This is a genomic window from Brevundimonas sp. GW821-FHT02A10, assembly GCF_059422025.1.
Genome location: NZ_JBWKWC010000002.1, coordinates 446,856 through 464,268 on the forward strand (window position 1 = coordinate 446,856; position 17,413 = coordinate 464,268).

A 17,413-nucleotide genomic window follows, 5' to 3' on the forward strand; every position below is an offset into this window, starting at 1 on the left:
GGTAAACGCACAGGCCAGCCCTCACCCACGGCGCCGTTGCAACCCATGGCCCAGCCGGCCATGGAGGCCGCGCCCGCGTTCGGCGGCCAGTCCGGCCAGCCGCAGCAGGGCGTCCAGACCCAGGCCTTTGCCTTCAGCGCTGATGAGACCGCTCCGGCGGCGGCTGGTTTCGCCCAGGCGGCTGCGCCCGCCCCGTCCGGTCCAGACCGGCTCGACGCCCTGGCCGCGCGCCCCAGGCCCGCCGCGCCCGCTCCGGCGCCCAAGACCGCGGGCGGCCCCGGCCCGCGCGCCACGGCCGGCTTCGAACAGCTGAAGAAGGCCCAGCCGGTCGCCGAGATCGTGCGCGAGCAGAGCGACTATTACCACGCCACGAAGACCACCATCTTCAATGCGTTGATGAACACCATCGACCTGTCCCAGTTGGCCCAGCTGGACACCAAGGCGGCGTCGGAAGAGATCCGCGACATCGTCGCCGAACTGGTGGCGATCAAGAACGTCTCCATGTCGGTCGCCGAGCAGGAGCATCTGGTCCAGGACATCGTCAACGACGTCCTCGGCTATGGCCCGCTCGAGCCGCTGCTGATGCGCGACGACATCGCGGACATCATGGTCAATGGCGCCGGCCGGGTCTTCATCGAGGTCAACGGCAAGGTCCAGCTGACCAATGTCCGCTTCCGCGACAACACCCAGCTGATGAACATCTGCCAGCGGATCGTGTCCCAGGTCGGCCGTCGCGTCGACGAAAGCTCCCCGATCTGCGACGCCCGCCTGCCCGACGGCTCCCGCGTCAACGTCATCGCCCCGCCACTGGCCATCGACGGCGCGACCCTGACGATCCGGAAGTTCAAGAAAGACAAGCTGACGATGAAGAACCTGGTGGAGTACGCCTCCATCAGCCCGGAAGGGGCCCGCGTCCTGGGCGTCATCGGCGCCTGCCGCTGTAACGTCGTCATCTCCGGCGGTACGGGTTCGGGCAAGACGACCCTGCTCAACACCCTGACCGCCTTCATCGACCCGACCGAACGCGTCATCACCTGCGAGGACGCCGCCGAGCTGCAGCTGCAGCAGCCGCACGTGGTCCGCCTGGAAACCCGGCCGCCGAACCTGGAAGGCCAGGGCGCCATCCACATGCGCGACCTGATCAAGAACTGTCTGCGGATGCGCCCCGAACGCATCATCGTCGGCGAGGTCCGCGGTCCCGAGGCCTTCGACCTGTTGCAGGCCATGAACACCGGCCACGACGGCTCGATGGGCACCCTGCACGCCAACTCCCCGCGCGAGGCTCTCGCCCGGATGGAGTCGATGATCACCATGGGCGGCTACGGCCTGCCTTCGAAGACCATCCGCGAAATGATCACCGGCTCGGTCGACGTCATCATCCAGGCCGCCCGCCTGCGCGACGGCTCGCGCCGCATCACCCACATCACCGAGGTGGTCGGTCTGGAAGGCGACGTCATCGTCACCCAGGACCTCTTCGTCTACGAAATCACCGGCGAGGACGAGCACGGCAAGGTCGTCGGCCGTCACCGCTCCACCGGCATCGCCCGCCCGCGCTTCTGGGACCGCGCCCGTTACTACGGCCTGGAACGCGAGCTGGCCGAAGCCCTCGACGCGGCGGAGTAGAGTTCACGCCATGCTGCCCATTCTCGCCGCCATCCTCGCCTTCGTGACCATCGGCGGTCTCGGCTGGGCGCTCGTCGGCGGCGACGATTCCTCGACCGCCGCCCTCAAGCGCGCGCAGGGGCTCGGTCAGCGCAATCCGGCCAATGCCAAGAAGCTGGCCGCCGCCGCCGCGAACAACACGCCCGAGGCGCGCCGCAAACAGATCGTCGATCAGCTCAAGGAAGCCGACCGCAAGGAACGCAAGGCCCGCATGACCATGGCGGCCAAGCTGAAGCACGCCGGCCTGACGATGAACATCCGCACCTTCTGGATCGTCAGCGGCTGCCTCGGCGTCTTCGGCCTGCTGCTGCCCCTGCTGCTGGGCGCCAACATCTTCATCGCCCTGGGCGCCGCCGTCATCTTCGGCGCCGGCCTGCCGCGCTGGGTCGTGGGCTTCATCGGCAAGCGCCGGATGAAGAAATTCTCGATGGAATTCGCCAACGCCGTCGACGTCATCGTGCGCGGCATCAAATCGGGCCTGCCGGTCCATGAATGCTTCAAGATCATCGCCCGCGAGAGCCCGGCGCCCCTGGGCCCGGAGTTCCAGATCCTGGTCGAGGGCATGGGGGTCGGCCTGACCCTGCCCCAGGCGCTGGAGAAGATGTTCGAGCGCATGCCGACGGCGGAGCTGCGCTTCTTCGCCATCGTCATCGCCATCCAGCAGAAGACGGGCGGCAACCTGGCCGAGGCCCTGTCCAACCTGACCACCGTGCTCCGCGCCCGCCGGATGATGGCCGAAAAGATCAAGGCCCTGTCCTCGGAAGCCATGGCCTCCGCAGGCATCATCGGCGCCCTGCCCCCCGTGGTCATGGGCCTCGTCTTCATCACCACCCCCGCCTACATGATGCTGCTGTTCACCGACCCGCGCGGTCAGGTGATGCTGCTGGGCGCGGGACTCTGGATGTCCGCCGGCGTCTTCGTGATGAAGAAGATGATCGCGTTCAAGTTCTAGGCGGGAAAGATCATGGTCGCCTTCCTCACCAGCCCGCAGAACCTGCTCTCCATCCTCGTGGGGGTGCTGGCCTTCGCCACCCTGTTCACCCTGCTCTCGTCCGTCGGTGGCGGGGCCAGGCTGGAAAACCGGATGAACGCCGTCGCCGTGCGCCGCGACGAGCTGAAGCGCCGTTCGCGTCAGGCCCTGGCCAAGGAGGGCGGCCTGCGCCACACCGACGCCGGCTTCCACAAGGATGTGGTCGAGAAGCTGAACCTGGCCAAGATGCTGGAAGACCCCCAGGTCATCGAGAAACTGGCCCAGGCCGGCTACCGGGGCCCCAAGCCACTCAACCGCTTCTACTTCTTCCGCTTCGCCTCGCCCTTCATCTTCTTCGCCTTCGTCGCCTTCTATCTGTTCGTCTTCAACGATTTCGGCCTGCCGCTGATGGCGCGGGTCACGGCGACAATGGCGGCGGCGGTGATCGGCTTCTATGCGCCGAACATCTATCTCTCCAACATGATCGCCAAGCGCCAGCAGTCGATCATGCAGGCCTTCCCCGACGCACTCGACCTGCTGCTGATCTGCGTGGAATCCGGCATGTCGATCGAGGGCGCCATCCAGAAGGTCTCGCAGGAGATCGGCGGCACCTCCATCGAACTGGCCGAGGAATTGTCCCTGCTCTCGGCCGAGCTCAGCTACCTGCCCGAGCGGCGTCAGGCCTATGAGGGTCTGGCCAAACGGACCAACCACGCCGGGGTCAAGGCGGTCACCACCTCCATGGTCCAGGCCGAGCAATACGGCACGCCGCTGGCCGCCGCATTGCGCACCATGGCCAAGGAAAACCGCGACCTGCGCATGGCCGCCGCCGAGAAGAAAGCCGCCGCCCTGCCGGCCAAGCTGACCGTGCCGATGATCCTGTTCTTCCTGCCGGTGCTGTTCGTCGTGATCCTCGGTCCGGCGATCATCAACATCCAGGACACGATGGCGAAGAGCCACTAGGGCTCAGGCGGCGATCAGGCCGCCTCGATCGCCTCGGCCGCCGCCTTCAGGGCTTCGCCGACCTGGACGTAGGCGTCCTTGATCGCCTTGCGGTGCTTGTCGTGGAAGAACTCGCCACGGAAGCCGCTGAGCCAGACACCGTTGGCGACGATACAGTTGCCGGGCACCAGCTCCTCGATCTCGAAATAGCGCATGGCGTTGAACTGCCAGCCGCGCCGCTCGTGCCAGATCAGCTGGGCATAGGGACGCCAGTCGCCGACCTTGCCGACCACCTGCCGCTCGGGCATGCCCGGAATAGCCTCGGTCAGGCTGATGGAGCCGCCATAGCCGATGCGGCCTTCGGCGCCCGTCTCGATCGGATTCCACTGACTCCACGTCGCCAGATCGCCGACCAGGCTCCAGATCGTGTCCGAGGTGGCCTGCACCCCGATGCGGTTTTCGATGCGTGTCGAACTGTCCATTTCCGGTCTGTGGCACGACAGGCGGGCGGAAGGAAGACGGGTCGGATGTCGCGGTCAGCGATTGCCTTCCGGCCCCGGCTGGGAGGCGGGGGGTTCCGACGCCACCTCCGCCCCAACCCCGGTCGAGACGGCCGCCGCCCTCAGCGCCGCGCTGCCCAGGCAGATCAGGAAGGCCAGGACCAGCAGGGCTGCATTGGCCGCGAACGGCCCGAACCCGGCCAACTGATAGAGCGCCACCCCCACCACCGGCGGGACCAGATAGCTGATGCCTGCGATCGACATCATCAGCCCCGCGACCGCCCCCTGCTCGGCCGGCCCGACCGCCAGCGAGGCCCCCGCCGTGAAGCCCGGCCGGGCGAAGCCGACGCCCATCGACACCACCGCATAGCCGACGACGACACCGTAGAAGCCGGGCGCGAAGATGCTCAGCAGATTGCCCGCCAGCGCCATTCCCGCCCCCCAGCGCATCAGGGCGCGCGGCTGCAGCCTCAGCAGGGGGATCAACCCCCACTGCACCATCAGGGTCGCCGCGGCCCCGGCGAACATGGCCGTGGCGATGAAGGGCTGGGCCTGCAGCGTCGACAGGCCGGTCTTCGCCATCTCGTCGATGACGTGGAAACCCAGCACCGAGATATTGATCGCCTGCGCGCCCGTCACCAGCAGGCCGTAGATCAGGAAGTCCCGCACCCGGGGGTCCTTCCACAGGCCCCTGCCGTCATGATCCGGCTGGCCCGTCGGCGACGGGACCCGTGTCACGCCCCCGCTCGGCAGTTTGCGCAGCACCCAGACGAAGGCCACTGCGGCGACGGCGGCGAAGACATACATCGGCCCGGCCAGTCCTACCACCGGCAGGATCAACAGGGGCGCCAGGGTCGGCCCGATCACCGTGCCCAGACCTTGCGCCGAGGCCAGCAGCGACATGGCCTGGGTCCGCTCCTCCGGCGCCGTGCGGTCGGCGACATAGGCCTGTGAGGCGATCGGCGCGGCCGAGCCGAAGACGCCGTAGATGGTCCGCCCCACCGCCATCAGGACGAAGGCCGCGACCGGCCCCAGCCAGTGCTCCAGTCCCGAGGTGGCGGCCAGACCAAACCCGGCCATCGAGGCGCTGAACCCGGCCATGCCGATCAGGATGACGCGCTTCCTGCCCAGCCGGTCGGACAACCGCGCCCAGACCGGCGACGTCAGGGTCCACATCAGGGCGGAGATGGCGAACACCCCGACCACCAGCGTATCCGCCAGATGAAACTGCCGCCCGATCGCCGGCAACACCGCCTGCAGCGCCATGTTCCCGGCCGAGGCGATAAGGCTGACCGCGCACAGCATGATGAAGGCCGGGGACCGGGGCGGCATCGACATGGTCAGTCGCCGATCAATGTCAGACTGGGCCGCGTCCGCCGCCCGTCATGCAGCCCCAGCCGCGCCTTGACCTCCAGCAGGTCGGCCCCGGCGGGCACGATCAGCAGGGCCTTGGGATTGGCGGCGTTGACGGCGATGACCGCATTCTTCGGGCAGACGTCGAAACAGTCGGTATGCTTGACCGTCAGCTCGGCCTTGCGCCCCTTGCCGGCCTTCGCGCTCTTGGGCGGCTTCAGATAGCGCTTCAGCGCCTTCTTCAGGGATACGTCGCCATCGGGCCCGAAGCCGCCGTCCAGCTTCTTCGAGCATTTCTTGCAGACGAGGACGACGTCCTTCCACTGGGTTTTGGCTGTCTGGATGGGTTTGTCGGCCATCCTCCGGAGATCGCTGACTCGCGAGATCGACGCAAGCGCCTTGCGCGATCCGTCGCCGAAGCTTCATGATCGGCCGTCCCTCCCGGAGAAGCTCATGACCCGCCTGAAATCGCGCCTGCTCACCCTCGTGATGACCTCGGCGCTGGCCCTTGGAGCGGGGGCGGGTCAGGCCCAAACAGCTGGACAGAGCGCAGCGCCGGATATGCTCGCCGCCGACGTCGCGGCGGCCGTGGCGCAGATCAATCCCGAAGTCATCGAGTGGCGCCGCCACCTGCACCAGAACCCCGAACTGGGCTTCGCCGAGGTCAATACGGCGGCCTATGTCGCCGAACACCTGCGAGCCATGGGTCTGGAGGTCCGCACCGGCGTCGGCAAGACGGGCGTGATCGCCGTCCTGCGCGGCGGCCTCCCGGGCGATCACGTCGTCGCCCTGCGTTCGGACATGGACGCCCTGCCGGTTCAGGAAGCGACTGGCGAGCCCTTCGCCTCAACCGCCACCGGGACCTATATGGGTCAGACCGTGCCGGTCGCCCACGCCTGCGGCCACGACGCCCATATGGCCATGCTTCTGGGCGCCGCCGAGGTCCTGTCGAAGATGAAGGACCGCATTCCGGGCACCGTCGTCTTCATCTTCCAGCCCGCCGAGGAAGGCGCCCCTCCCGGCGAACCGCTGGGCGGCGCGGCCCTGATGATCAAGGAAGGCGCGCTCGACAATCCCAAGGTCGAGGCCATCTTCGGCATCCACGTCGTGCCCGGAAAGACCGGCACCCTCTTCTACCGGCCGCAGGGCTTCATGGCCGCCTCCGACCGCATCGACATCACCCTGCACGGCAAACAGACCCACGGCGCCTGGCCCTGGCGCGGCGTCGACGTGATCGCGGCGACCAGCCAGGTGATCGAGACCATCAACACCCTGACCGCACGGACCATCGACCCGACCGTCCACCCGACGGTCTTCACCATCAGCACCATCAACGCCGGGGTCCGCTACAACATCATCCCGGACCAGTCGGTGCTGTCGGGCACCCTGCGCACCTTCGACATCGCCTCCCGCGACGATCTGGTGAAGCGGGCCGAGGCCGCTGTCGACCATGTGGCCGGCATCTATGGCGCGACCGCCGACTTCTCGATCCGTCAGAACGCCGCCCTGACCTATAATGACCCGGCCCTGTCGACCTGGCTGGCCCCGGTTCTGGAAGAGGCGGCCGGCGCCGGCAACGTCAATCCGGCCAGCCCCCCGACCACGGTCGCGGAGGACTTCTCCTACTTCCAGGGCCAGATCCCGGGCGTCTTCTACCACCTCGGCGGCACGAAAATCGGCGAGGACCCGTCCACCGCCGCCCCCAACCACTCGCCCGGCTTCGACGTCGACGAAAGCGTCCTCCCCGTCGGCGTTCGCGCCCACGTCATGACCGCCATCCGGTTCCTGCAACGGCCATAGTGCGTTACAGGCGGGCCAAACCTTCAGGAGCTCCGCCATGATCACCCGTCTCGAACCCGGCGCCCGCATGAGCGAAGCCGTGATCCACGGCGACACCATCTACCTCGCCGGTCAGGTCGGGGAGCCCGGCGACGACGTCGTGGCCCAGACGAAGACCTGTCTGTTCGAGATCGAGCGCCTGCTGGGCCTGGCGGGTTCGGACAAGTCGAAGATCCTGATGGCGACTATCTGGCTGGCCGATATCGCCGACTTCGCCGCCATGAACAGCGTCTGGGACGCCTGGGTCGATCAGGCCAACCCGCCCGCCCGCGCCACTTCGGAAGCGAAGCTGGCCGCGCCGGAATACCTGGTCGAAATCGTGGTGACGGCCGCGAAATGAGCGCCCAGGACAACGATGCCGAACTCGAACGCTTCAAGGCCCAGCGGGTCACCGCCCTGTTCCGCCTCGACCTGATCGAGAAGGGCGCCCAGATCAACTACGAGGACGGCACGCCTGTCGACATGGCCTCCGAGAAGGCCCGTCTTCAGGAAGTCGTCGCCGACATGGACCGCCGCATCGCCTGGATCGAGGCCAAGTCTCCGGACAAGCCGCACTAATCGCAGGTGAAACGGAACGGGAACATGCTATAGGTCCCGGGTGACGCCGCCTTCCGCGACATTGCCGCCCCTGTTCGCCGACTGGTTCGCGAAGCGTGGCTGGAGCCTGCGCCGACATCAGGCCGAGATGATCGCGGCGGGCGTCGCCGGACAGCACGCGCTCCTCGTCGCCCCGACCGGCGGCGGCAAGACCCTGGCGGGCTTCCTGCCCAGCCTGATCGAGCTGGCCGAGCGCGGCCCGCGTCCGGCCATCGGCCCCGGGTCGGGCATCCACACCATCTACATCTCGCCGCTCAAGGCCCTGACCACCGACGTCGAGCGCAATCTGATGACGCCCATCCGCGAGATCGGGCTGAACATCCATGTCGAGAGCCGCACCGGCGACACCAAACAGTCCAAGAAGCAGCGCCAGCGCGACTTCCCGCCCGACATCCTGCTGACCACGCCGGAACAGCTGGCCCTGTTCTGCGCCTGGGATGGAGCGCGCGCATACTTCGCCGACCTCAAATGCATCGTCCTCGACGAGGTCCACGCCATCTGGAGCGGCAAGCGCGGCGACCTGCTGGCCCTCGGGATCGCACGGCTTCAGCAGTTCGCCCCCGGCATGCGGCGCGTGGCCCTGAGCGCGACCATCGACGATCCCGACCTGATCCGCGACTGGCTGAGGCCGCACGTCCCCGAAGGCGACCTGCAGGACGTCACCCTGGTCAAAGGCGATCCGGGCGCGCCGCCGGTCGTCGATGTGCTAGTGTCCGAGGGCCATGTCCCCTGGGCCGGGCACACCGGCCAGCACGCCATCCCCGAGGTCTACGAGGCCATCAAGCGGTCGGGCATGACCCTGATCTTCGTCAACACCCGCTGGCAGTCGGAGTTCGTCTTCCAGCAGCTGTGGGAGATCAACGACGACAACCTGCCCATCGGCCTGCACCACGGTTCTCTCGCCGCAGAGCAGAGGCGCAAGGTCGAGGCGGCGATGGCGCGGGGCGATCTGCGCGCCGTGGTCTGCACCTCGACGCTGGACCTCGGCATCGACTGGGGCGACGTCGATCTGGTCATCCAGCTGGCCGCGCCCAAGGGGGCCTCGCGGCTGGTCCAGCGCATCGGCCGCGCCAACCACCGGCTGGACGAGCCCTCGCGCGCCCTGATGGTGCCCGCCAGCCGCTTCGAGATGCTGGAGTGTCAGGCCGCGCGCGAAGCCGTCGCCGAGAACGCCTTCGACTGGGAGCCGCACCATATCGGCACCCTCGACACCCTGGCACAGCACATCATGGGCCTGGCCTGTTCCGAGCCCTTCCGGCTGGACGACCTCCACGCCGAGATCACCACCTGCGGCCCCTATGCCGACCTGCCCTATGAGCAGTTCGAGGAGGTCGTCGATTTCGTCGCCACGGGCGGCTACGCCCTGCGGTCCTACGACCGCTTCGCCCGGATCGTGAAGGACCGCGAGGGCCGCTGGAAGGTCCGCAACGCCGACACCGCCCAGCGCCACCGCATGAACGTCGGCGCCATCGTCGCGGCGGGAACCCTGAACGTCCGCGTGGCCTCGCGGCGCGGCGCCGGGGCCACCAAACAGCTGGTCGGCGGCCGCAAGGTCGGCGAGGCCGAGGAGTGGTATTTCGAACAGCTGACGCCCGGCGACACCTTCCTGTTCGCCGGCCAGATCTGGGCCTTCCAGGGCATCAGCGGCACCGACGCCCTCGTCACCCACGCCCAGGACAAGGACCCGAAGATCCCCTCCTGGGGCGGGTCGAAATTCCCGATGTCGACCTCCCTCGCCGACCGGGTCCGCAATCTGATCCAGAACCGCGACCACTGGCGCGTCCTGCCCCCGGACGTGCAGGAATGGCTTGAGCTGCAGGAGGCGAAATCCGCCATCCCGACGGCGGACCAGATGCTGATCGAGACCTTCCAGCGCGGCAATCGCCACTTCATGGTCGCCTATCCGTTCGAGGGCGGCCTCGCCCACAACACCCTGGCCATGCTGCTGACGCGGCGGCTGGACCGGGCCGGCGTCGGCCCCCTCGGCTTCGTCTGCACCGACTATTCGATCGCCATCTGGTCGATCAAACCGATGACCTCGACGGTCGACGGCGGGACGCTCGACTACGACGACCTGTTCCAGCCCGACATGCTGGGCGACGATCTGGAGAGCTGGCTGGAGGAGAGCTTCATGATGAAGCGCACCTTCCGCAACTGCGCCCTCATTTCCGGCCTGATCGAGCGCCGCCAGCCGGGGCAGGAGAAGACCGGGCGGCAGGTGACCTTCTCGACCGACCTGATCTACGACGTCCTGCGCCGCCACCAGCCCGACCATCTGCTGCTGCGCACCGCGCGGGCCGACGCCGCTGCGGGCCTGCTGGATGTGGCGCGACTGGGCCAGTTGCTGACCCGCATCTCGGGCCAGATCCGCACCAAGGCGCTGGAGCGTCCGTCGCCCTTCTCCGTTCCGGTTCTGGTGGTCATCGGCCGCGAGCGGGTCGGGGGCGGCGATGCAGCCGACATGATCCTGAAGGAATCCGCCGAGGCCCTGATCGCCGAGGTCATGGACGACGCCCCGCCCGAACTTCAGGGTGCGGCGTGACGGCGGCGGCAAGAGTTGAGGAGTGGCGGATGGTTCTGGCGCCGAGGCGGAGCGGATGCGGCGGGCTGGCGGTGCGGATCGCCGGCGAGCGCTGCGTGCTGCGCTGTTCGGGCGCCATGCATGTAGTCGAGCACGACGTCCTGATCGTCGCCGACCTGCATCTGGAGAAGGGTTCGGCCTTCGCCGTGCGCGGCCAGATGCTGCCGCCCTATGACTCAGCCGCCACCCTCGCCCGGCTGGAGGCCGAGATCGCCGAGGTGAACCCCGGCCGCGTCGTCCTGCTGGGCGACAGCTTCCACGACCGCCGCTCCATCCCGCGCATGGCCGACAGCGACCGCGAGACGCTGGAGCGGCTGGCCTTCGGCCGCGACTGGCTGTGGCTGGAGGGCAATCACGACCGTGAGGCCCTGGGCGCGGATCTCGATCGCCTGCCCGGCTCGGTCATCGAGACCCTGAACCTCGGCGCCTTGCGGCTGGTGCACGAGCCGCAAGCAGGCGATCAGCCGGGCGAGGTTGCGGGCCACCTGCATCCCGCCGCCCGCGTCGCCGCCTATGGCCGGGGCGTGCGTAAGCCCTGCTTCATCACCGACGGCAGCCGCATCATCCTGCCGGCCTTCGGGGCCTTCACCGGCGGCCTGAACGTGCGCGATCCGGCCATCGCCGACCTGTTTTCGACACCCCCGCTCGCCGCCGTCCCGGGCCGGGACGAGGTGCATGCGATCGCGTGGAAAAGCCTCGTCTAGCTCTTCAGACGCCAGCCCGAACGGAACACGAGCCAGCAGGCGAAGGCCATGACCACGGTCAGGACCGCGGTCATCACCGCCCCGATCATCAGACTGCCCTCGGCGTGACCGATGAAGCCCGAACGGAAGCCGTCGATCAGATAGAAGAAGGGGTTGAAGTGGCTGATGGTCGCGAACGGCCCGGGCAGGTTCTGCACCAGATAGAAGGCGCCCGACAGGAAGGTCATCGGCATGACCACGAAATTCTGGACCGCCGCCAGCTGGTCGAACTTCTCGGACCACAGGCCCGCCAGCACCCCGACCATCCCCATCAGCAGTGAGGCGATCAGGCCGAAATAGAGGATGGTCGCAAGATTGGCGACGCCCAGCTTCGCGAACGGCAGGACGCAGACCGCCGTCACCAGACCCACGGCGATGCCGCGCGTCGCGGCCCCCATGGAAAAGCCGATCGTCAGCTCCAGCGGGCTCAGCGGCGGGGTCAGGAAGTCGGTCGAAGTGCCCATGATCTTGGCCTGGATCAGGCTGGACGAGGCGTTGGCGAAGGCGTTGCTCAGGATCGCCATCATGATCAGGCCCGGGGCCACGAACTCGGCGAAGGGCGTGCCGTCGATCGGCGGCCGTGACCCCTTCAGGGCCACCACGAAGACCAGCATGTACAGAAGCGTCGTCACCACCGGCGCCGCCACCGTCTGGGTCCCGACCTTCCAGAACCGCCGGACCTCGCGCAGGTAGAGCGTCTGCACCCCCACCCAGTTGACCCCATTGTAACGGCGCGGCGTAGGCAGCCCGGACGGGCGGGTAGAGGCGAGATCGGTCATGGAGCGGGAAATGCGCCTGACGGCGGCGCTTCGCAACCTGTCGCCCGCACTCCGTCGATGATTTTCAGCGAGCGAGCGGGCGCTCCGCGAGCCCCGGGCTCAAGCAGGCCGCAAGGCCGTTAGCCCCAGATAACGATGATTCAACATCTGGTTTCTGTGGACGGACTGATTCGCACATCTTGCGTCTGTTAACCGCTCGTTTACGATTGGTGGTAGGTCGCGGGCCCTGGAGGAAGGGTTCGCCACTACATATTGAATCCTGATCCCCCCGGAGGGCGAGATGACCGCAGGCTGGACCGAAGACCGCGTTGGCGCGCTGAAGAAGCTCTGGCTGGAAGGCCAGTCGGCCAGCCAGATCGCCAAACAACTGGGCGGCGGCGTCACCCGCAACGCCGTGATCGGCAAGGTGCACCGTCTGGGCCTGTCGGGCCGCGCGACCCCGTCGCAGCCGGCGCGCACCACCACGACCGCCTTCCGTCCGGCCAAGACCCGGACGACCCCGCCCAAGCAGGACTACGGCCAGCCTTCGGCCCCGCGCCGTATCGAGGCCGTCCAGCCGCGCCCGACCGCCCCGGTCCCGCCGACCCCGCTGCCCGTCGTCGTCGAACAGCCCGGCACCGCCACCGTCCTGACGCTCGGCGCCCATATGTGCAAATGGCCGATCGGCGACCCGTCGTCGCGTGAGTTCAGCTTCTGCGGCCGTCGCGCCTCGGAAGGCGTCTATTGCGGCGAACACGCCCGCGTCGCCTACCAGCCCCAGGTCAAGAAGAACGGCACCAGCGAACTGACCCGCTCGCTGCGTCGCTATATCTAAGAGGGGCGCGCTAACGCTCGCCGCGCGGCGGCTCGCTGCTTGAGCGCAGCGAGCCGCCGTCTCTTTACGGGATGCTTCCGCCTGACGTTTTCGGCGGACACACTCCACCCCGCGCATGGCTCCCCAGTCAGCGCGGGCTCGGGGCGGGGCTGCGGTTATCCGGGTTGACGCAGCCCCATCGCCCTTTCCGGCGCCCCTTCAGGCGGGCGCATAGGTCAACCGGACCACGTCTCCGCCCACATGATCGCTGGCCACCAGATCCAGCGCCGGCACAGGCCCTGTGAAGAACGGCCGTCCCTCGCCCAGAACCACCGGGTGCACATAGATCTGGTATTCGTTGATGAGCCCCATGGCGGTCAGCTGTCCCGCCAGATCGGGTCCCGCGACCTCGATTTCGCCGTCCAGCCGTTCCTTCAGATCCCGGACTGCCGTTCCGAGGTCACCCTCGATCAGGGTGGCGTTCGGCCCCACGGTCGTCAGCGTGCGCGACGCCACCCATTTCGGCGTGTCCCGCCAGGCCGCCGCATAGGCGCGCTCGTCAGCGCCCCAGTCGGGCTGGTCCTCTTCCCAGTAGCGCATGAGGTCGTAGATCTTGCGGCCGTAGAGGCTGGCCGCCATCCCGCGCATGTGCTCGATGAAATGCCGGAACACCACGGGATCGGGCGCGAACCGGTCATGGTCCACATAGCCGTCGAGCGACTGGTTCAACCCATAGACAAGCTTCGCCATGACGATCTCCGTGCGGAACGGAGTTCTAACATCGGCAAGGGCCTGACGCAGCCCCGTGCGGCCTGACGCCTCAGGCGGCCATTTCGCCTTGCCGCCTCAGGCGGCGGTGGCGGGCGCGTGGTCGGTGACGAACAGGGCGTGGGCGGCGTCGACGGTGCGGGCCTGACGCAGGCTTTCGCGCAGTTCCGGCGAACGCACGGCGCGCGACACCGCGGCCAAGGCGCGCAGGTGGTCGGCGCCGTCGCGCGGCGGGGCGAACAGGGCGAACATCAGATCGACCGGACGATCGTCGACCGATCCATAGGCGACCGGCGTATCCAGACGCACGAAGACGCCGAACACGCGTTGCAGGCCTTCAATCCGGGCGTGCGGAACCGCGACGCCCGAGCCGAGGCCGGTCGAGCCCAGAGCTTCACGCTCCAGCAGCGCGTCCATGACGCGGGCCGCATCCAGGCCCATGGCCGAGGCGGCGGTTTCGGCGACGACCTGAAGGGCCTGCCGTTTCGACGACGCACCGCTGCGCAGGACGATTCCGTCCTCCGCCAGCAATTCACCGATGTCCATGACTATCCCCGACTCGATACTCTCTCGTCCCCGATGGGGCGGGCGGGCTTTAGCCGCTCCGCCGCATCAAGGAAAGCCTTCAACTGACAGCTAACACTAAGGGCTTACGGAAGCGTGCCCATTGGTCTTGGCCCCGTTGGCCTTGCCGTTCGATCCACCGTTCAGGCCGGGAGAGGTCCGTTCGGGGTCGATCCAGCCCACATTGCCGTCCGGCCGGCGATAGACCACCGACAGACCGCCATGGGCCGCATTGCGGAACAGCACGACCGGATAGCCGGTCATGTCGAGCTCCAGCACCGCGCGTCCGACCGTGATGGTGCGGATTTCGGCCTCGGTCTCGGCGATGACCATGCCGACGGGCGGCGGTTCGTCCGAGGTTCCCGTATCACCGAACACCTCATCCTCGACGGAATCCGGATTGCGCAGCACGATCGAGCGGGCGACCGAGGCCGCGGCCATTTCGGTCTTTTCGGGCGACAGGCCCTTGGGCCCGATATGGTGGTCCTTGAGACGGCGCTTGTAGCGGCGGACCCGCTTCTCAAGCTTGTCGAGACTGTCGGTGAAGGCCGAATGCGCGTCCCCGCCGTGACCGGTGGTCACCAGAGACTGGCCGGACGCGAGGCGGACCCAACAGTCCACCTTGAACCCATAGCCATCCTTGGAAACCACGACCTCGGCGTCCTGACCGCCGCGTTCGAAGTATTTACCGACTCCCTCTTCGAGTTCCTGGGAGATGCGCGAGCCTAACGCTTCGCCGACATCCACTTGCTTGCCGCTGACTTGGACTTGCATGCCAGTAGAACGCTCCCGACTGATTTTGGTGTCAATCGGGATCACCGTTTTGTGGTCGGGTTTTCAGACGCCCGTCAGGCGAACTTGAGCATCCGGCGACGCTGGACCGAGGACGGAATCCTCAAGGCTTCCCGATACTTGGCGACCGTGCGGCGGGCGATGTCGATGCCGGCCTCGTTCAGCAGCTCCACGATGCGGTCGTCGGACAAAACGTCGCCCTCCCGTGCCTCGTGGTCGATCATGGATTTGATCCGGTGCCGGACGGCCTCGGCCGAGTGGGCGGCGCCGTCGCCGGTGGAGGCGATGGAGGCGGTGAAGAAGAATTTCAGCTCGAACACGCCGCGCGGGGTCGAGACATATTTGTTCGAGGTGACCCGGCTGACCGTCGATTCATGCATGCTGATCGCGTCGGCGACGGTCTTCAGATTGAGCGGCCGCAGGAATTCGACGCCGAAGGCGAGGAAGGCGTCCTGCTGGCGCACGATCTCCGAGGCGACCTTCAGAATGGTCTTGGCCCGCTGGTCCAGCGACTTGACCAGCCAGTTGGCCTGGGCCGCGCAGTCGGCGACGAAGGCCTTCTCCGTCTCGGTGCGGGCCCCGGCCGAGACCGAGGCGTGATAGCGTTTGTCGACCAGCAGCTTGGGCAGGGTGTCGGTGTTCAGCTCAACCTTCCAGCCGCCGGCCGGATCGGGGCGGACATGGACGTCGGGGATCACCGTCTGGGCCGTCTCGCCGCCGAAGCCCGCGCCCGGACGCGGCGTCAGGGCCTTGAGCTCCGAGATCATCTCGGACAGGTCTTCGGAATCGACACCGCAGGCCTGACGCAACCCTTGCAGGTCGCGCCGCGCCAGCAGTTCCAGATTGTCGAGCAGGGCGGCCATGGCCGGATCGAAGCGGTTGCGCTCGATCAGCTGCAGCTTCAGGCACTCCGGCACCGAACGGGCCATGATCCCGGTCGGCTCGAACCCGTGGCAGACGGTCAGGACCGCCTCGACCCGCTCCAGGCCGCAACCCAGACGGTCGGCGATCTCGGCCAGTTCGCCACGCAGATAGCCGCCCTCGTCAACCGCATCGATCAGGCTCAGCGCGATGGCGTGGTCGGTGGCGTCGAAACCGGCGGACGAGGCCTGGGCCTGCAGATGCTCCCACAGGGTCGCGGCGCGCTGGTCCGGCCGCTCGCCGGCCTCGCCGTCGGAGAAGGCCGATCCGCCCTTGCCCGCGTTCGACCAGTCCGACAGTCCCGGCTGGGCCGCCTCGTCCGACAGGCGGTCGACGGTGCGTTCGCCCGGCGTCGCATCGCCATAGACGTCATTGTCGCCCGCATCGACCGTCGCGCTGCGCTCGGAGACCCCGGCGTCGGAGAAGCTCAATTCAGAGGTGTCGGCGGAGGACGCGGCCGCGGGGATCTCGTCGCCGCTCTCGCGCGCCGGCCCGGCCTCGGTTTCGTCGCGCTGCAGCAGCGGGTTCTTCTCGAGCTCGGTCTCGACGTATTCGTCCAGCTCCTGGTTCGACAGTTGCAGCAGCTTGATCGCCTGCTGCAGCTGGGGCGTGATGACGAGCCCCTGCCCCTGTCTGATCTCCAGCCTCTGACCGACCACCGCCGTTCGTCTCCCCATTCGGGCGTCTGGCCCGGAACTTGCTGGGGCCAGAATGCAGGCAAGGGGTTAACGGCGCGCGAACGCGCGAACGCCGTGCTGTTTACCGTGTCCGTTTCTCCGGATTTCATCGTTCGACGGCAGGATGGCGTGGAGAACCCCCGTCACAGGTCCCTCCAACCATGCTGATGTTCCGCCCGCTCCAGCGCTACGCCGACTTCAAGGGTCGGGCGAGCCGGACCGAATACTGGCTGTTCATGACGCTGCAGGCGGTCTTCTATCTGACCTGCGTCGTCCTGGCCGCGACCTCCCTGTCGAAGGGGCTGAACGGCGTGCTCGGCCTGTTCGGCTGGCTGGCGGTGGCCCTGATCGGTATGCTGGCCTTCGCCCTGCCCAACTATGCGCTTCTGGCCCGCAGGCTGCACGACGCGGGCTTCTCGGCCTTCTGGATAGCCCTGCTGCTGCCCAATATCGCCACCCAGTTCGCGACCTTCAGCGCCATGGGAAGCATGGTCCGAACCGCACGGGCCGGGGGTCTGGAAGCGGGCGCCGCCGGTTACGGTCCGGTCGAGCAGGCCCTGGCGGCCGGCTTCGGCCAGGTCGGGCTGATCGCCATCGTCGCCTCGATCTGCAGTTTCGTCCTGTTCGTCATGACGGTCTGGCCCGGCCAGAGAGGCCCCAACCGCTTCGGTCCGGACCCGAAGGATCCCGATGCGACCGCCTCCGGTCCCGACCGTTTCGACGAGGACCGTTGGGACGCCCTGATCGCCGAGGCCAAACGCGGCGATCCAGACGTTCCCTACAAGCCTGTTTTCGATTTCGGCCCCGGCCCGGTCACCAGCCCGTCGGTTCCGGAGCCCGCGCCCTTCCCGGCCCAGCCACAGGGATGGTCCAACCCCGCCTGGGATCCCGGCGTCGCCCCCTCACGACCGTTCGGCCGCAGAGGATCCTGA

18 protein-coding genes are annotated in these 17,413 nt (G+C 67.7%); 10 read left to right on the forward strand and 8 right to left on the reverse strand.

Annotated features, from left to right (window positions below; all coding sequences use genetic code 11):
* Positions 1–45 precede the first annotated feature (45 nt).
* Genes AC07U0_RS08640 through AC07U0_RS08650 form a run of 3 tightly spaced genes read left to right on the forward strand, consistent with a single transcriptional unit; the run spans position 46 to position 3,595 of the window.
* The gene (locus tag AC07U0_RS08640; RefSeq protein ID WP_494719618.1) at positions 46–1,623 is read left to right on the forward strand and encodes a TadA family conjugal transfer-associated ATPase; all 1,578 of its coding nucleotides are present in this window, start codon (positions 46–48) and stop codon (positions 1,621–1,623) included.
* A 10-nt stretch (positions 1,624–1,633) separates the two neighbouring features.
* A complete protein-coding gene (locus AC07U0_RS08645) occupies positions 1,634–2,614 on the forward strand; it encodes a type II secretion system F family protein (protein WP_494719619.1) in 981 nt (326 codons plus the stop codon).
* A 12-nt stretch (positions 2,615–2,626) separates the two neighbouring features.
* On the forward strand, positions 2,627–3,595 hold the full coding sequence (locus AC07U0_RS08650) for a type II secretion system F family protein (RefSeq protein WP_494719620.1): 969 nt from the start codon (positions 2,627–2,629) through the stop codon (positions 3,593–3,595).
* A 14-nt stretch (positions 3,596–3,609) separates the two neighbouring features.
* Here AC07U0_RS08650 and AC07U0_RS08655 read toward each other — a convergent pair whose 3' ends face one another.
* The 3 genes from AC07U0_RS08655 to AC07U0_RS08665 are packed head-to-tail and all read right to left on the reverse strand — an operon-like array spanning position 3,610 to position 5,786.
* Positions 3,610–4,056: an SRPBCC family protein gene (locus tag AC07U0_RS08655; RefSeq protein WP_494719621.1), complete on the reverse strand. Its 447-nt coding sequence runs from the start codon at positions 4,054–4,056 to the stop codon at positions 3,610–3,612.
* A 54-nt stretch (positions 4,057–4,110) separates the two neighbouring features.
* A complete protein-coding gene (locus tag AC07U0_RS08660; RefSeq protein WP_494719622.1) occupies positions 4,111–5,412 on the reverse strand; it encodes an MFS transporter in 1,302 nt (433 codons plus the stop codon).
* Between the two features lie 2 nt (positions 5,413–5,414).
* Positions 5,415–5,786 (reverse strand): hypothetical protein, encoded by a 372-nt coding sequence (locus AC07U0_RS08665; protein ID WP_494719623.1) that lies wholly within the window; start codon positions 5,784–5,786, stop codon positions 5,415–5,417.
* 94 nt (positions 5,787–5,880) lie between these two features.
* On the opposite strand from AC07U0_RS08665, the gene AC07U0_RS08670 reads away from it, so the two are divergent.
* From AC07U0_RS08670 to pdeM, 5 genes are read left to right on the forward strand one after another with little or no spacing between them, the layout of a single operon-like run.
* Positions 5,881–7,227 carry an amidohydrolase gene (locus AC07U0_RS08670; protein ID WP_494719624.1) on the forward strand — a complete coding sequence of 449 codons (1,347 nt, stop codon included), beginning with the start codon at positions 5,881–5,883 and terminating at the stop codon, positions 7,225–7,227.
* Positions 7,228–7,264: 37 nt separating this feature from the next.
* The gene (locus AC07U0_RS08675; RefSeq protein ID WP_494719625.1) at positions 7,265–7,606 is read left to right on the forward strand and encodes a RidA family protein; all 342 of its coding nucleotides are present in this window, start codon (positions 7,265–7,267) and stop codon (positions 7,604–7,606) included.
* The gene (locus AC07U0_RS08680; protein WP_494719626.1) at positions 7,603–7,824 is read left to right on the forward strand and encodes a hypothetical protein; all 222 of its coding nucleotides are present in this window, start codon (positions 7,603–7,605) and stop codon (positions 7,822–7,824) included. Before AC07U0_RS08675 ends, AC07U0_RS08680 begins: the two co-directional genes overlap by 4 nt.
* A gap of 40 nt (positions 7,825–7,864) precedes the next feature.
* Positions 7,865–10,405, forward strand: a complete 2,541-nt coding sequence (locus AC07U0_RS08685; RefSeq protein ID WP_494719627.1) for a ligase-associated DNA damage response DEXH box helicase — start codon at positions 7,865–7,867, stop codon at positions 10,403–10,405.
* A gap of 29 nt (positions 10,406–10,434) precedes the next feature.
* Positions 10,435–11,148 (forward strand): ligase-associated DNA damage response endonuclease PdeM, encoded by a 714-nt coding sequence (gene pdeM, locus AC07U0_RS08690; protein ID WP_494719628.1) that lies wholly within the window; start codon positions 10,435–10,437, stop codon positions 11,146–11,148.
* On the opposite strand, the gene AC07U0_RS08695 is transcribed toward pdeM, so the two are convergent.
* On the reverse strand, positions 11,145–11,966 hold the full coding sequence (locus tag AC07U0_RS08695) for an ABC transporter permease (RefSeq protein WP_494719629.1): 822 nt from the start codon (positions 11,964–11,966) through the stop codon (positions 11,145–11,147). The two genes, pdeM and AC07U0_RS08695, sit on opposite strands and share 4 nt — an antisense overlap.
* A 280-nt stretch (positions 11,967–12,246) precedes the next feature.
* On the opposite strand from AC07U0_RS08695, the gene gcrA reads away from it, so the two are divergent.
* A complete protein-coding gene (gcrA, locus tag AC07U0_RS08700; RefSeq protein WP_492948580.1) occupies positions 12,247–12,780 on the forward strand; it encodes a cell cycle sigma 70 cofactor GcrA in 534 nt (177 codons plus the stop codon).
* A gap of 198 nt (positions 12,781–12,978) precedes the next feature.
* Here gcrA and AC07U0_RS08705 read toward each other — a convergent pair whose 3' ends face one another.
* From AC07U0_RS08705 to rpoN, 4 genes are all read right to left on the reverse strand, one after another.
* Positions 12,979–13,509: a dihydrofolate reductase family protein gene (locus AC07U0_RS08705; RefSeq protein WP_494719630.1), complete on the reverse strand. Its 531-nt coding sequence runs from the start codon at positions 13,507–13,509 to the stop codon at positions 12,979–12,981.
* Positions 13,510–13,605: 96 nt separating this feature from the next.
* Positions 13,606–14,073, reverse strand: a complete 468-nt coding sequence (locus AC07U0_RS08710) for a PTS sugar transporter subunit IIA (protein ID WP_494719631.1) — start codon at positions 14,071–14,073, stop codon at positions 13,606–13,608.
* Positions 14,074–14,169: 96 nt separating this feature from the next.
* Positions 14,170–14,865: a ribosome hibernation-promoting factor, HPF/YfiA family gene (gene hpf / locus AC07U0_RS08715; RefSeq protein ID WP_494719632.1), complete on the reverse strand. Its 696-nt coding sequence runs from the start codon at positions 14,863–14,865 to the stop codon at positions 14,170–14,172.
* Between the two features lie 74 nt (positions 14,866–14,939).
* Positions 14,940–16,481 (reverse strand): RNA polymerase factor sigma-54, encoded by a 1,542-nt coding sequence (gene rpoN, locus AC07U0_RS08720; RefSeq protein ID WP_494719633.1) that lies wholly within the window; start codon positions 16,479–16,481, stop codon positions 14,940–14,942.
* A 161-nt stretch (positions 16,482–16,642) separates the two neighbouring features.
* Here rpoN and AC07U0_RS08725 point away from each other — a divergent pair, with 161 nt between their 5' ends.
* Positions 16,643–17,413 carry a DUF805 domain-containing protein gene (locus tag AC07U0_RS08725; protein WP_494719634.1) on the forward strand — a complete coding sequence of 257 codons (771 nt, stop codon included), beginning with the start codon at positions 16,643–16,645 and terminating at the stop codon, positions 17,411–17,413.